General features: G+C 56.8%; 11 protein-coding genes. 4 read left to right on the top strand and 7 right to left on the bottom strand.

The features are described 5' to 3' along the window. Positions 1 to 49: 49 nt before the first annotated feature. From ACZRJQ_RS06820 to ACZRJQ_RS06810, 3 genes are all read right to left on the bottom strand, one after another. Positions 50 to 1,180 (bottom strand): OpgC family protein, encoded by a 1,131-nt coding sequence (locus ACZRJQ_RS06820; RefSeq protein ID WP_463977606.1) that lies wholly within the window; start codon positions 1,178 to 1,180, stop codon positions 50 to 52. A gap of 166 nt (positions 1,181 to 1,346) precedes the next feature. After that, a complete protein-coding gene (locus ACZRJQ_RS06815) occupies positions 1,347 to 1,631 on the bottom strand; it encodes a putative quinol monooxygenase (protein WP_463977605.1) in 285 nt (94 codons plus the stop codon). A gap of 22 nt (positions 1,632 to 1,653) precedes the next feature. Then, positions 1,654 to 3,273: an FMN-binding glutamate synthase family protein gene (locus ACZRJQ_RS06810; RefSeq protein WP_463977604.1), complete on the bottom strand. Its 1,620-nt coding sequence runs from the start codon at positions 3,271 to 3,273 to the stop codon at positions 1,654 to 1,656. A gap of 554 nt (positions 3,274 to 3,827) precedes the next feature. Between ACZRJQ_RS06810 and ACZRJQ_RS06805 the strand changes: the two genes are divergently transcribed. The 3 genes from ACZRJQ_RS06805 to ACZRJQ_RS06795 are packed head-to-tail and all read left to right on the top strand — an operon-like array spanning position 3,828 to position 5,453. Beyond that, on the top strand, positions 3,828 to 4,268 hold the full coding sequence (locus ACZRJQ_RS06805) for an NUDIX hydrolase (RefSeq protein WP_463977603.1): 441 nt from the start codon (positions 3,828 to 3,830) through the stop codon (positions 4,266 to 4,268). Between the two features lie 24 nt (positions 4,269 to 4,292). Beyond that, positions 4,293 to 4,931 (top strand): LysE family translocator, encoded by a 639-nt coding sequence (locus ACZRJQ_RS06800; protein WP_463977602.1) that lies wholly within the window; start codon positions 4,293 to 4,295, stop codon positions 4,929 to 4,931. A gap of 12 nt (positions 4,932 to 4,943) precedes the next feature. After that, on the top strand, positions 4,944 to 5,453 hold the full coding sequence (locus ACZRJQ_RS06795) for a GNAT family N-acetyltransferase (RefSeq protein ID WP_463977601.1): 510 nt from the start codon (positions 4,944 to 4,946) through the stop codon (positions 5,451 to 5,453). 87 nt (positions 5,454 to 5,540) lie between these two features. Here the strand turns inward: ACZRJQ_RS06795 and metR are convergent, their stop codons facing one another. Beyond that, positions 5,541 to 6,458, bottom strand: coding sequence for a transcriptional regulator MetR (gene metR, locus ACZRJQ_RS06790; protein WP_463977600.1), 918 nt, complete (start codon positions 6,456 to 6,458; stop codon positions 5,541 to 5,543). A gap of 106 nt (positions 6,459 to 6,564) precedes the next feature. Here metR and metE point away from each other — a divergent pair, with 106 nt between their 5' ends. Next, on the top strand, positions 6,565 to 8,877 hold the full coding sequence (gene metE / locus ACZRJQ_RS06785; RefSeq protein WP_463977599.1) for a 5-methyltetrahydropteroyltriglutamate--homocysteine S-methyltransferase: 2,313 nt from the start codon (positions 6,565 to 6,567) through the stop codon (positions 8,875 to 8,877). Between the two features lie 279 nt (positions 8,878 to 9,156). Here the strand turns inward: metE and ACZRJQ_RS06780 are convergent, their stop codons facing one another. From ACZRJQ_RS06780 to ACZRJQ_RS06770, 3 genes are read right to left on the bottom strand one after another with little or no spacing between them, the layout of a single operon-like run. Then, on the bottom strand, positions 9,157 to 10,548 hold the full coding sequence (locus ACZRJQ_RS06780; RefSeq protein WP_463977598.1) for a sigma-54-dependent transcriptional regulator: 1,392 nt from the start codon (positions 10,546 to 10,548) through the stop codon (positions 9,157 to 9,159). Further along, positions 10,545 to 12,302, bottom strand: a complete 1,758-nt coding sequence (locus ACZRJQ_RS06775; RefSeq protein ID WP_463977597.1) for a sensor histidine kinase — start codon at positions 12,300 to 12,302, stop codon at positions 10,545 to 10,547. The genes ACZRJQ_RS06780 and ACZRJQ_RS06775 overlap by 4 nt, the downstream gene beginning before the upstream one ends. Further along, positions 12,302 to 13,426 carry a GNAT family N-acetyltransferase gene (locus ACZRJQ_RS06770; protein ID WP_463977596.1) on the bottom strand — a complete coding sequence of 375 codons (1,125 nt, stop codon included), beginning with the start codon at positions 13,424 to 13,426 and terminating at the stop codon, positions 12,302 to 12,304. The genes ACZRJQ_RS06775 and ACZRJQ_RS06770 overlap by 1 nt, the downstream gene beginning before the upstream one ends. Positions 13,427 to 13,438 lie beyond the last annotated feature (12 nt).

Below are 13,438 nucleotides of genomic sequence, written 5' to 3'. Positions count from 1 at the left end.
GCCCGTATCGATTGATACGGGCCTGATGCGTTTAACTGCTGCTATCGGCTCAGCGCTGTTGTTGAACCTTGTCAACTGACGGCGGCAGCCCCAAGCGCTTGTTCCAGTCCAACCACGCGGCCAGCAGCGCCATCAAACCGACGCCCAGCATCGCACTTAACACCTGCATTGCCAGCGTGTCATTGCCCAGCGCATTCAACATGTCCGCCAAGGGCGCAAGAATCACCCCCAGGCAAAACACCTCCAGCGAATAACGCCCCATGCGACAGCTTTGCCGGGCCACCCACAGGTTGAGCCAGCCGCTGTGCGGCACCAGTTTGGCCACCACGTAAGCCAGCGCCAAAAAATGCAACAAGCGCACAGGCGACAAATTGGTTTTGCTGATGGGATACAAGTGCTCGCCTAACCACAGCGGCATCACCGCATCGTGTAGGTGCGGCCACTTCCATGAGAGTGCGATTACCCCGGTTATCAGCAGGTAGGTCGCTGCTGCCACAAACAGTGGCTGACGGTATAAAGGGCGCGCGTCTGAAGTGTGCCGGCGTTGGCCGTTAAGCGCCGCAGCCCCCCCGAGAATGAACAAAAACTGCCAGGCCATTGGGTTAAAAAACCACACCCCACCTTCTTGAGAGGCCAGGTTCCAATACGGCGCCAGCAGATACAGCCCCAGCGAGGCGGCCAGCACATAGTAGGTTTTGCGCAACAGCATCGGCAGGGCCAGCGGCAAGCCAAGCAGCAGCAAAATGTACAGCGGCAGCGGGTCCATCAGGTTGGGCTTGAAGCGCAACAGCAGCTCATCTGTCAGGGCTTGCTGAGGGTTACTCAAAAAGTACTGCAAGCCCATTTCCTGCACCAAATCACGGGTTTCGACGTGGCTGTTGGCAAAAAACACGATGCCCATCAGCACCGCCAGCAAAAAGATATGCACCACATACAGCACCCAGGCGCGGCGCAGTATTTTCACGCTGGCGATCAAAAAACCGTCACGTTGGGCGATTTTTCCGTAGGCCAGCACGGCGGCGTAACCGGCTAGAAACACGAAGATTTCTGCCGCATCACTGAAACCGAAATTACGCACGGTCAGCTCGGCCAGTGGGTTATGCGGGATGTGATCCCAAAAGATGAAGATCAGCGCCAGACCCCGGAAAAAGTCGATGCGATGGTCGCGTCCGTTAAGCATGACGGCGAATTCTCAAGCAGAAGTTTAATAAAGACCGTTTAGCGCAGCAGAGATTGCGCGCCGCACATCGGCGGCGCGCAGGGTGAGGGTATTGGCAACTAATTGCAAAGGTTGGCTATTGCAGAATGTCTCGAAGCGCTACGGCGAGTGGTTAAAGCCTGCTTAGTCAAAAAGCGCTCATGAACATGAATGTACATTCGCGTGCCTGACACGCATTGATCTGCGGGACCAGCCGCCTGAAGTGCTCGCTTTGGCAATGAGCATCCAGTGCGGCTTGATTGGGCCACTGCTCAACAAAGATGAAATGCCCAGGGTCTTTATGATTCACGTACAAGTCGTAGGCGATGCAGTCGGGCTCCTGTCGGGTTTTTTCCACCAGTTCGGCGTACCACGGGCGAACAGTCTCCAAGTGCTCTGGCTTGATGAAGTCTTCGGCAATCACTTTCAACACGTTGCGCAGTCCTTGTCAGGTGTCAGGCTACGGCGATCTCATTGGGCTCAAAACTATCGGCCCGGGCCATTTGCCACATGCGTGAATAAAACTCGCCATTGACCTCGCCGGTGAGCAACTCGCCGGGCTTGAGGAAAACATGCAGCTGCGAGAAAAGCTTAATTTCGGTGGCCGACATGCGTCGCACCAAATGCTTGGCCTTCAGTTGTGCCGGGTGCTCCAGCCCTGCGGCAGCCAGCATTTCGGCCAACGCTTTAAGGGTATTGCGATGGAACTGAAAGACTCGCTGAGCTTTGTCGGGCACGACCAGCGCTCGCTGGCGCAAAGGGTCTTGGGTGGCCACACCCGTGGGGCATTTGTTGGTGTGGCAGCTTTGCGACTGAATGCAGCCGATGGCGAACATAAAGCCTCGGGCTGAGTTTGCCCAGTCCGCGCCAATGGCCAGCACGCTGGCAATATCGAACGCGCTGACAATCTTGCCGCTGGCACCCAGTTTGATTTTGTCCCGTAGGTTCAGGCCCACCAACGTGTTGTGTACGAATAGCAGGCCTTCACGCATTGGTGCGCCAATGTGGTCTGTGAACTCAACGGGGGCAGCGCCCGTGCCGCCTTCCTTGCCATCAATCACGATGAAGTCCGGCAGGATGCCCGTTGAGAGCATGGCTTTGGCGATCCCCATGAACTCCCACGGGTGGCCCAGGCAGAACTTAAAGCCCACGGGTTTGCCGCCCGACAGCTCGCGCAGTTGAGCGATGAACTGCATCAGTTCAATAGGCGTTGAAAATGCGCTGTGACGTGAAGGTGAAATACAGTCTTCGCCCATCATTACACCGCGTGTTTCGGCGATTTCTTTGGTCACTTTGTCTTTAGGCAAGATGCCGCCGTGGCCGGGTTTGGCCCCCTGACTCATCTTGATTTCAATCATGCGCACTTGCGGGTTTTGCGCTTGCGCAGCAAAACGTTGCGGGTCAAAACGACCATCGGCTGTGCGGCAGCCGAAGTAACCGCTGCCCAATTCCCACGTCAGATCGCCACCGTTCTCACGGTGATAAGCGCTGATGCTGCCTTCGCCTGTGTCGTGGGCAAAGTTACCAAGCTTGGCACCTTTGTTGAGCGCACGAATGGCGTTGGCGCTTAGCGAACCAAAACTCATGGCCGAGATATTAAAGATCGACGCCGAGTAGGGCTGAGTACACTGCGGGCCGCCCACGACCACTCGAAAGCTGCTGGGGTCGGTCAATGGGGCGGGGCGCATGGAGTGGCCGATAAATTCGAAGCCGGGCTGGTACACGTCAATCAGCGTGCCGAAGGGTTTGTCCGCGCTTTCATTCTTGGCCCGCGAATACACCAGCGAGCGTTGTGAGCGTGAGAACGGCAGCGCGTCACTGTCGGACTCCAGCAGGTATTGGCGTAGTTCCGGGCGAATGGCTTCAACCAAGTAACGAATATTGCCCAGAATCGGATAGTTACGGCGTACAGCGTGTGGGCCTTGCAGCAGGTCGAAAATCCCCAGCAGGCTTAAAGCCAGTGTCACCGCCGTAAAAGGCCATAACCATTCGTGGTGCATGAAGGGCAAGCTGGCAAGCGTGAAAATGACGCAAAAAGCAAAGAACGCATAACGGCTTAGCAGTGAAAAGCTCATACGGTTTCCTGTTTCAGGCTTATCTGTTCAGTCAGGCACAGCGCCTAATGGGGCGAGAACAGCAAGAACGGGGCAGTGAGGCCCCCGGCGGTAAACGGTTGGGGTCAGGACCCTCTCTTGAATGCGGAGGTTTCCTGGGAGGAGGCATTTGTTTTGTATCAAGCAACCCCTCCTTTGTAACAGCAGATTAGCCATTGAACGGGATTTCGCTTGCGACAGCATCCCGACGAAAGTCGTGGACAAAGCCTACTCAGCTTCGCGGCGATGGCAAGTGTTATCCGGCCTGCCTGCACTGTGCCTGGCCCAAAAAAACAGACAGCACAGCACGGCATGGGCCGAAGGCCGAGTGGCGGGCTTTACTCGTCGTGTGTGTGAAGGGCGTAAGTGAGGGCGGATTCAAGTAGGCCGCTCAGCGGATGGGGCGGCCCAGGCACCTTCTTTAATAACCTTTTCAGTCGCTTTCTCAAGCACGAAAAATACCATCCAAACCTTTGCGCTAACGCGAAGCCATGTGATCCTGCGCACTTCTACCCAAGAGTTGGTTGCTTCCCGTGATGTCTTCAGAAAAAACCTGCGCAGCAACGCCAAAAATAATCCGCATTGCCGCGGCTTTGCTGATTGGCCCGGATGGGCGAACGTTGCTGGTACGCAAGCGCGGCACTCAAGCATTCATGCAGCCTGGCGGCAAAATAGAACCCCATGAGCAACCATTAACGGCACTGGCCCGTGAACTGGAAGAAGAACTCGCATTAAAGATTGACCCGGCCAGCGCAGCCTACATGGGGCACTTTTCGGCTCCTGCGGTTAATGAGCCGGGGTTTGAGGTTCAGGCGCAGCTGTTTTTGCTGCACATCGAGCACTCCGTTGCCCCGGCCGCAGAGATTGAAGAAGTGCAATGGATAGACCCGCACACCGATGGTGGCCTGCTATTGGCGCCATTGACACGCGACCTGATCTTGCCGTTTTATCGCACGAGTTTGCTGACCTCTGCCTGACGCTTCCCGACAAGGACTGCCCGCATGATCCCGATGCCCGATCTGCTGATTTTTGCTGCTGCGTGCTTGCTGATGGTTTTGACGCCGGGGCCAAACATGATCTACCTGATCTCGCGCTCAATTTGCCAGGGTCGCAAGGCAGGGGTTACTTCATTGATCGGCGTGGTGGCGGGCTTCTTTGTGCATATGTTTGCCGCTGCAGTGGGGTTAACCGCTGTGTTTTTAGCCGTGCCGATGGCCTATGAAGCATTGAAATGGGCTGGCGCGTTGTACCTGTTGTGGATGGCTTGGCAAGCCCTTAAGCCTGGCGCACGCTCACCTTTCGAAGCTCAGGACTTGACCCCGGACTCATCGTCAAAACTGGTGTTGATGGGCTTTATGACCAGCGTGCTTAACCCCAAGGTGGCAGTGTTTTATCTGTCTGTGTTCCCGCAGTTCATCAGCCCCGAACATGGCTCGATGTTTACCCAAAGCATGACGTTGGGCCTGACCCAAATCAGTGTCAGCTTTACCGTTAACCTGCTGATCGCGTTGTTTGCTTCAGGCATTGCGTTTTGGTTTGTACGCAACCCTTTGTGGCTGGCGGTGCAGCGTTATGTGATGGGGTTTGTGCTAGCGGGTTTGGCCGTAAAGTTGATGCTGGAACAACGTAAAACCGTATGACCTGGACCTGTAATGGCTATAGAACTGCTTAACCCTTCACACGCCAAGGCGTACCGGCACTTAATGCTGCAAGCCTATTCGTTGCACCCGGAGGCTTTTGTTACCAGCATCGCGCAACGTGAGAAATTACCGTTGAGCTGGTGGGAAGGGCAATTGGATGACGAATTGAGCACCCTGTTCGGGGCATTTGTGGATCACCAACTGGCCGGCATTGTGGGGTTGGCCTTTGACCCTTGGGAAGATGCCCAAAACAAAGCCACGCTGTTTGGCTTATATGTGCTCCAAGCCATGCGCGGGCAAGGGCTGGGCGATCAACTGGTGCAAGCTGTGTTGTCGCTGGCCGAAGAAGAACCCGAGATTAAAGTGGTCGAACTGACCGTGAGCGCCAACAGCAACGCCGCGCTGGCGCTGTATCGGCGCTGCGGGTTTGAGCAGTCGGGGTTGGAAGACTGTGCGATCCGTGTCGGCGAGGCGTATTACGACCGGGTACACATGCGCCGGTTGGTGTCACCTGACGAATGACTTGTTTTGCGTAGGAGCTGCCGCAGGCTGCGATCTGTTGATCTGGATACAAGATCGCAGCCTGCGGCAGCTCCTACGTAGGCGTTTTTAACGCACGGCACTTACCCCGTCGAGGGTGGAGAACGAGGTGTCTTTGGCGGTGAGCAAAAAGTCCCGCATATAAGGTGCGTCAAGCATATCGGCGCGAATCCCAGCGTAGAGCGTCGCGAACAAGCCTTTCTCCCCCAGACGCTTGGCTTTCACATAACCCCGCGAGCTGTATTCATGCAGCGCCCAATGCGGCATCCCACAAACACCTCGGCCACTGGCCACGAGCTGCATCATCATGACCGTCAGCTCGGAGGTTCTCACTTGCGCAGGCTCAATGTCGGCAGGCTCCAGAAAGCGCGTAAAAATATCCAGACGATCGCGCTCCACCGGGTAGGTAATCAGTGTTTCGGTGCTCAGATCCTCGGGCACGATGTAGGGCTTGTGGGCCAAAGGATGTTGATTAGCCACCGCCAGCATGGCTTCGTAGGTAAACAGTGGCACATAGGTTAGCCCCGCGATCTCTTGCGGGTCAGAAGTAACCACCAAGTCCAGATCGCCACGAGCCAGTGCAGGCAAAGGGGCGAACGCAAAACCTGAGGCCAGATCCAGCTCGACTTCAGGCCAGGCATCGCGGAACTGGTCAATGGTGGGCATCAGCCATTGGAAACAGCTGTGGCATTCAATCGCCATGTGCAAACGCCCGGCAGTGCCGCCGACCAATCGCGTGATATCCCGTTCGGCGCCGCGCAGCAGCGGCAACATGGCGTCGGCCAGTTGCAGCAGGCGCAAGCCCGCGCTGGTGAAGCGTACCGGTTTGGTTTTGCGCACAAACAAGGGCATGCCCATGCGCTCTTCGAGCTCTTTGAATTGATGAGACAAGGCTGATTGTGTCAGGTGTAAGCGTTCAGCGGCTTCAACCAGGCTGTCGGATTCGCGCAAGGCGTGCAGCGTTTTGAGGTGGCGAATTTCCAGCACAAGGGCTCCATGAATAAATTTGATGATGAACACGAAAACGTTGAGTTTGTCTCATGTTGCGGTGTCTGTCGATAATTGCGCCATTACTTACATGGAGGAATGCCTAATGGCTCTGGCTCACAATCTTGGTTTCCCACGTATCGGCGCAGACCGCGAACTTAAAAAAGCCCTCGAAGCGTACTGGAAAGGCGATATCGATCAAGCCGCTCTGAAGCGCGTGGGCCGTGAGTTGCGAGCCAAACACTGGCAGTTGCAGAAAGACGCTGGCATTGATTTGTTGCCGGTCGGCGATTTTGCCTGGTACGACCAAGTGCTGACTCACTCCCTGACCTTTGGGGCGATCCCGGAGCGTTTTGCCAGCACGCTTGACGCTCAAGGCCGCCCGACACTGGACACCCTGTTTGGCATGGCTCGTGGCGCAACCCAAACCTGTTGCGGCGGCGAGCACACCAAGGGCCAGTACGCCCAAGAGCTGACCAAGTGGTTTGATACCAACTACCACTATCTGGTGCCAGAGTTCAGCCTTGATCAGCGTTTTGAGCTGAGCTGGAACGAGCTGTTTGAAGAAACCGACGAAGCGCTGGCGCTGGGCCACAAGGTCAAGCCTGTCATCATCGGCCCCCTGACTTACCTGTGGCTGGGCAAGGCCAAAGGTAACGCGTTCAACAAACTCGACCTGCTGGAAAACCTGCTGCCGGTGTACGGCGAAATGCTCACTCGTCTGGCTGAAAAAGGCGTGGAGTGGGTGCAAATTGACGAGCCAATTTTGTCGCTGGATCTGCCACAAGAATGGAAAAACGCCTTCGAACGTGCGTATCACATTCTTCAATATTCGCCGTTGAAAAAGCTGGTCGCCACCTACTTCAGCGGTCTGGAAGACAACCTTGGGCTGGCGGTTAGCCTGCCGGTCGAGGGGCTGCACGTTGACTTGGTGCGCGCACCAGACCAGTTGCATGCCATTTTGGATCGCCTGCCGACCTATAAAGTGTTGTCGCTGGGCTTGGTGAACGGTCGCAACGTATGGCGTTGCGATCTGGAAAACGCGCTGGCGCAACTGCAAGAAGCCCAAGAACGCTTTGGTGACAACCTATGGGTTGCGGGTTCCTGCTCGCTGTTGCACAGCCCGGTGGATCTGGATCGTGAAACCAAGTTGGACGCCGAGCTTAAAAGCTGGCTGGCCTTCGCCAAACAAAAGTGCGGCGAAATTGCGCTGTTGCGCGATGCGCTGAACATTCCTCAAGACGCCAAGGTGCAGCAAGCACTGGCCCAAAGCCGTGCCGTGCAAGCCAGCCGTGCCAACTCGCCACGTATTCACAAGCCCGCGGTGCAGGCCCGAATTGAGGCGATCACCGCTGCTGACAGCCAGCGTCAATCACCCTTTGCGACCCGAATTGAAGTGCAGCGGGCTCGCCTGAATCTGCCAGCATTCCCGACCACCACCATTGGCTCGTTCCCACAAACTACGGCGATTCGTTTAGCGCGCCAGTCCTTCAAACAGGGCAAATTGTCGGCCAGCGAATACACCGATGCCATGCACAGCGAAATTCGTAACGCCGTACAAACCCAAGAGCGATTGGGGCTGGACGTGCTGGTGCATGGCGAGGCTGAGCGTAACGACATGGTCGAATACTTTGCCGAACAGTTGGACGGCTATGTCTTCACCCAATACGGATGGGTACAGAGCTACGGTTCGCGTTGTGTGAAACCGGCGATCATTTTCGGTGACCTGAGCCGTCCAAAAGCCATGACCGTGGAGTGGATCCAATACGCCCAAGGTCTGACCGACAAAGTAATGAAAGGCATGCTGACAGGCCCGGTGACCATGCTGATGTGGTCGTTCCCCCGCGAAGACGTGTCGCGCAAAGTACAAGCCCAGCAACTGGCGCTGGCGATTCGTGATGAAGTGGTCGATCTGGAAAAGGCCGGAATCAAGATCGTGCAGATTGACGAAGCCGCCTTCCGCGAAGGTTTGCCGTTGCGTCGGGCGCAGTGGCAAGACTATTTGGACTGGGCAGTGGAAGCGTTCCGTCTGTGCGCCTCGGGCGTGACCGATGAAACCCAGATCCACACCCACATGTGCTACAGCGAATTCAACGATGTGATCAAGTCGATTGCTGAAATGGATGCGGACGTCATCACCATTGAAACCTCACGTTCGGACATGGAGTTGCTGGACGCGTTTGAAGCCTTCGATTACCCGAACGACATTGGCCCGGGCGTGTACGACATCCACTCGCCCCGGGTGCCCGACACAGCCGAAATGGTCAAATTGCTGAGCAAGGCCGCGCAGCGCATTCCTGCTGAACGCTTGTGGGTCAACCCGGATTGCGGCCTCAAAACCCGCGCCTGGGCCGAGACCGAAGCCGCGCTGATCAACATGGTCGCCGCTGCCCGTCAACTGCGTGCTGAGGTGGCTTAACAAAGTCAAAAGATCGCAGCCTGCGGCAGCTCCCACGAGTTCGGCCAGCATTGCGTAGGAGCTGCCGAAGGCTGCGATTTTCTAACGGATCAAAAGATCGCAGCCTGCGGCAGCTCCCACGAGTTCGGCGAGCATTGCGTAGGAGCGCCGAAGGCTGCGATTTTCTAGCGGATCAAGAGAACGCAGCCTGCGGCAGCTCCCACGAGTTCGGCGAGCATTGCGTAGGAGCTGCCGAAGGCTGCGATCTTTTAACGGATCAAAAGATCGAAGGCTGCGGGTTTAGCGGACGATTTTGTCGACATGGATGTCGAGCTTTTTCAGGCGATACCAGAAGCTGCGCTCTGAGATACCAATCAACTGCGCGGCAGCAGCCTGAACGCCGTGGGCTTGTTGCAAGGCGGCCAGAATGTAGGCTTTTTCGACCTCTGCCAGCGCGGCTTCCAAGTCGGGCGGCACACTGGGGCCGGGGCTTAGCAAGGTGTTGGTCGGGCTCGCTTGGGCCGTGAACAGGTACGGCGGCAAGTCGCTGTCTTCAATGGTGTGACTGTTGGCCACAATGGTGGCGCGCTCAACACAGTTTTGCAGTTCACGAATATTCCCCGGCCAGTTGTACTGAACCATCGCCTGTAAGGCGCTGGGGCTAAAACCGGTAATCCGTTTGCCTGCCGTCGCCCCCAGGCTGTGTGCAAAGTGCCGTGCCAGCGGTGCGATGTCTTCCACGCGTTCGCGCAAGGGGGGCAGCGGGATTGGAAACACGTTCAAGCGGTAGTACAAATCTTCGCGAAACTCTTTGTCGGCCACGGCTTGCAGCAGGTTTTTGTTGGTGGCAGCGATCACCCGCACATCCACCTTGCGCTCACGAGGGTCACCCACGGGCTCAATGACGCGTTCTTGCAGCGCACGCAAAATCTTGGCTTGTAACGCCAGCGGCATATCGCCCACTTCATCCAAAAACAACGTGCCCTTGTCAGCCTGCATAAAACGCCCGACGCGGTCTGCAACTGCGCCGGTAAATGCGCCTTTGCGATGGCCAAACATCTCGCTTTCAAGCAGCCCTTCGGGAATTGCCGCGCAGTTGACCGCAACAAAGGGCTTGTCGGCACGGCTGCCATGTTTATGGATGGCGCGGGCGACCATTTCTTTGCCCGTGCCGCTTTCACCGGTCAGCAAAATAGTGGCGTTACTGTCACGCACCGAATCAATGGCGTGCAGCACACGACGAAAGCTGGGGCTGTCCCCGATCAGGTTTTCGATGTGTTGGTGTTCGTCGAGTTCGGCGCGCATACGGGCGTTGTCGCGCAAAATATCGCGAAATTGCAGGGCTTTGCTGACCGTAATGTCCAACTCGTCAATGTCGAAGGGCTTGGCGATGTAGTCGTAGGCACCATTGCGCATGGACTGTACGGCGTTTTTTACCGTGCTGTAGGCGGTCATGACTATCACAGGCAACTGCGGGTAGCGTGCTTTGACCTCGGCCAGTAACTGTGGGCCGTCCATGCCCGGCATACGCCAGTCACTGATGATCAGGTCAATGTCTTCCTGTTCCAGAATGGCCAGCGCTTGCAGGCCATTGCCCGCCGTAAAAACGTGCACCTCGTTTTGGCTGAGCGCAGAGCTAAGCAGGTCGCAGAGCTTGGGTTCGTCGTCCACCACCAGCACGTTATGACTCATGACGCTTCCCCTCCGTGGGCCGGAATGTACAGGTTGAAGGTGGTGCCAGCGTCTTTCTCGCTGACACACTCAATGCGAGCGTCGTGGTTTTCCAGAATCGAAAAGACCTTGGCCAAGCCCAAACCGGTGCCGGAGGCCTTGGTGGTCACAAAGGGCGTGAAGATACGCTCAATCATGTCAGGCGCTATGCCTTGGCCTGTGTCGATGATGCTGAGTACGGTGTCGCCGTTTTCATCGTGGGCAATACGTAATGTCAGTTGCCCGCCGTCGGGCATGGCATCAATGGCATTGAGGATCAAGTTCAAGCAGGCCTGTTTCAACTGCCCTGCATCGGCGTACAGCGTGGCCCCCGGAGCCTGATCGTCGATATGAGCCTGGATGTTATGGCTTTCGAGTTCGGGTTTGCAAAAGCCCAAAATGTCTTCGACCAAAGGCCGTGCGGCTTGGGTTGCACGCACGGGTGCACTGGGTTTGGCGAAGTCGAGAAATTCGGTGATCAGGTCGTTAATTCTCGACACTTCGCTGACCACGTATTCCAAATGGCGCTTGTCGGTGGCGTCCAGATCGGCACGCCGGTGCAGCAACTGCGTGGCTGTTTTGATAATCCCCAGAGGGTTGCGGATCTCGTGGGCCAATCCCATCGCCACCTCGCCCAGCGCATGTAGGCGGTCGCGACGGCGCAACTGGGCTTCAAGATGATGCAACTGGGCCAAGCGCACGGTCATGTGGTTGAAGGTGCTGCTCAGTTCGGCCAGTTCGTCATGCCCCGATACCAGCACTCGTTGGGTGTAATCCCCCGCGGTGACGGCGCGTACGCCTTCAGACAACCCGCGTAAAGGGCGGGTCAGACGTTCAGACACCAGCCAGCCCACGGTCAGGGAAAGCACCGAGCTAAGCAGGAATATCAGCACAAACAGGTTGGTCTGGTTTACCAGCCCAACAAGGCTGGTGTGGCGCAGCAAGCCGCTATAAATCACGCCTTGCAGCTCGCCCGTGTCGTTGAGAATGGGCCAGTACAAACCGCTGTAGCGGCTGGTGAACTGTTCGCTGGGCTCTTTGGTGTCGCGCAGGGTTTGTTCAATGGCATGGGGCACGGTGGGCTGGCGGTCTTCAAAGCGCTGGCTGGAGAAGATTTCGGCAAAACCTGTGGGGTTGGACAAGTAGAGGCGCAAGTCCAGCGAATGCACGTCGGCCACGCTGGTCAGGAAGCTGCTGTCCATGTAAGTGGCTACCAGCAGCTGATAATCAACGCCGTCCTGAGATGTCGCAAAGGTCGAGACCACTGTGCCTGTGGGTACGCCGCCCACGTTGAGGGTTTGCAGCACGGCATTGGGCGCCAGATTCACCTGATCAACGATGTTGTCACTGGCTGTGCTGAACACCACTTTGTGGTCGCTGTTACGAATCAGGGCCACCACGTCGATGCCCATCGCGTCGGCAATGTCGGCGGTCAGTGTGTCGTGGCGTATGGCTTTGCTTGAGGTCGGCGGGTGGGTGTATTGCAGGAACAGTTTGGCGACTCGGGCGTTGTCTTGCAGGATCTCGCTGATCTCGTCTTTGACGATCTTGGTCGACTCCTGCAACCACACGCGCACGTTGCTATCAAAAATCTGCGACAGCGTGGTTGCGGCCAGTTCGGCGGCAATCATGGTGGGGATGACGCTGACCAGCCAGAACGCCAGCACCAGCTTGCGTTGCACCGTCCAGCGCGACACTTTGAATGGTTTGGGCGGTACGTCAGGAATGATCGGCATTAATGCTCGCTTATCGCAGCCGCCATCGCGGGGTCATGGCGGTCGGGGCGGATGAAGAGTTTGACCAGTTTGAGCACCGAATTAACGAGCCCGTTGCGATGGCGAAAGAACAACGTATTGCCCTCAAACGTACAGCCCAGTCGGATTTTACTGGCGTACCCGGCTTGACCGCATTCATACAGCGCAATCGCGTGGTCGATACAGTACTCGACATTCACCAGCCAACTGCGCACATACAAGCTGTAGTCGCGAGTGAGTTCAAGGTCGTGGCCAAAAAATTTATCGACCAAGCGATGTTCATCAATCAGCACCAGATTGAACGCCACCAACTGATCGCCCACCCAATACAGCACGCACTTGGCTCGCTGATCCAGGTGTTGGAGGATACCCGTGAAATAAGCAGGCGGTAAGCGTTCCAATTGCAGGTCACTGCGTGCCAACGTCGCTTCGTACAAACTCATGACCTGTGGCAGAACATCGTCGATGGTGCTGCGCCATTCCACCCTGGGGCTGGGGGCACGCCATTTGCGGCGCATGTCTTTGCGCGTGGACTTGCCCAGTGAACCGAGATAGTCATCCACGCCAGCAAACGGTAAGGGCAACATCGCGCTGGGCAAACCGGGCATGGACTGAAAGCCTGCGGCCTTGCAGCCCAATGCCCAATCATCATCGTTGCTGGGCACATCTTTCACGGCTATCAGGCCGATGCCCAATTGCTGCGCGTCACGTTGTGCCAAATCCAACAGGCGGGCGAGTATGGCCGGGCGCTGTGAGGGCTGAATGTGGCCCGCGGTGCCCGCGCAGCAGTGTTCGGTTACGGGGGAGCCAATGGCGTAGAGCTTTAATTGCATCAGCCCCGGCAGCACACGGCTAATACGTTCGGTGAAACGCTTGGCGAGGCCTTGAACCGTAGTGTCCAAGCGATAACAGGTGGTAAACGCGGTGGCGGCTGCGATCAAGTGAGGGCCTTCAAATAGCGTCAGATAACGCCACTCGAAGCCCTCGATGCCGGAGTGTTCTACCGCTGTGAGGTAGTCCCAATCTTCAAGCGCATCGGGAAAACAGCCATTCCACGCATCACGTGGAATGGCCTGGATGGATGAAAAGGCTTGGGCAGTAATCACGTGGCGTCCTTG

This window comes from Pseudomonas sp. E315 (genome assembly GCF_055406205.1).
The sequence above is the reverse complement of the archived record's forward strand: the minus strand, read 5'-3'. Positions and strand labels throughout refer to the sequence as shown.

Excerpts from the sequence above, each read along its gene's own strand:
- ACZRJQ_RS06820 (WP_463977606.1), bottom strand. The coding sequence starts at position 1,180 with ATGCTTAACGGACGCGACCATCGCATCGACTTTTTCCGGGGTCTGGCG.
- ACZRJQ_RS06810 (WP_463977604.1), bottom strand. The coding sequence starts at position 3,273 with ATGAGCTTTTCACTGCTAAGCCGTTATGCGTTCTTTGCTTTTTGCGTC.
- ACZRJQ_RS06805 (WP_463977603.1), top strand. The coding sequence starts at position 3,828 with ATGTCTTCAGAAAAAACCTGCGCAGCAACGCCAAAAATAATCCGCATT.
- ACZRJQ_RS06800 (WP_463977602.1), top strand. The coding sequence starts at position 4,293 with ATGATCCCGATGCCCGATCTGCTGATTTTTGCTGCTGCGTGCTTGCTG.
- ACZRJQ_RS06795 (WP_463977601.1), top strand. The coding sequence starts at position 4,944 with ATGGCTATAGAACTGCTTAACCCTTCACACGCCAAGGCGTACCGGCAC.
- metE (WP_463977599.1), top strand. The coding sequence starts at position 6,565 with ATGGCTCTGGCTCACAATCTTGGTTTCCCACGTATCGGCGCAGACCGC.
- ACZRJQ_RS06780 (WP_463977598.1), bottom strand. The coding sequence starts at position 10,548 with ATGAGTCATAACGTGCTGGTGGTGGACGACGAACCCAAGCTCTGCGAC.
- ACZRJQ_RS06775 (WP_463977597.1), bottom strand. The coding sequence starts at position 12,302 with ATGCCGATCATTCCTGACGTACCGCCCAAACCATTCAAAGTGTCGCGC.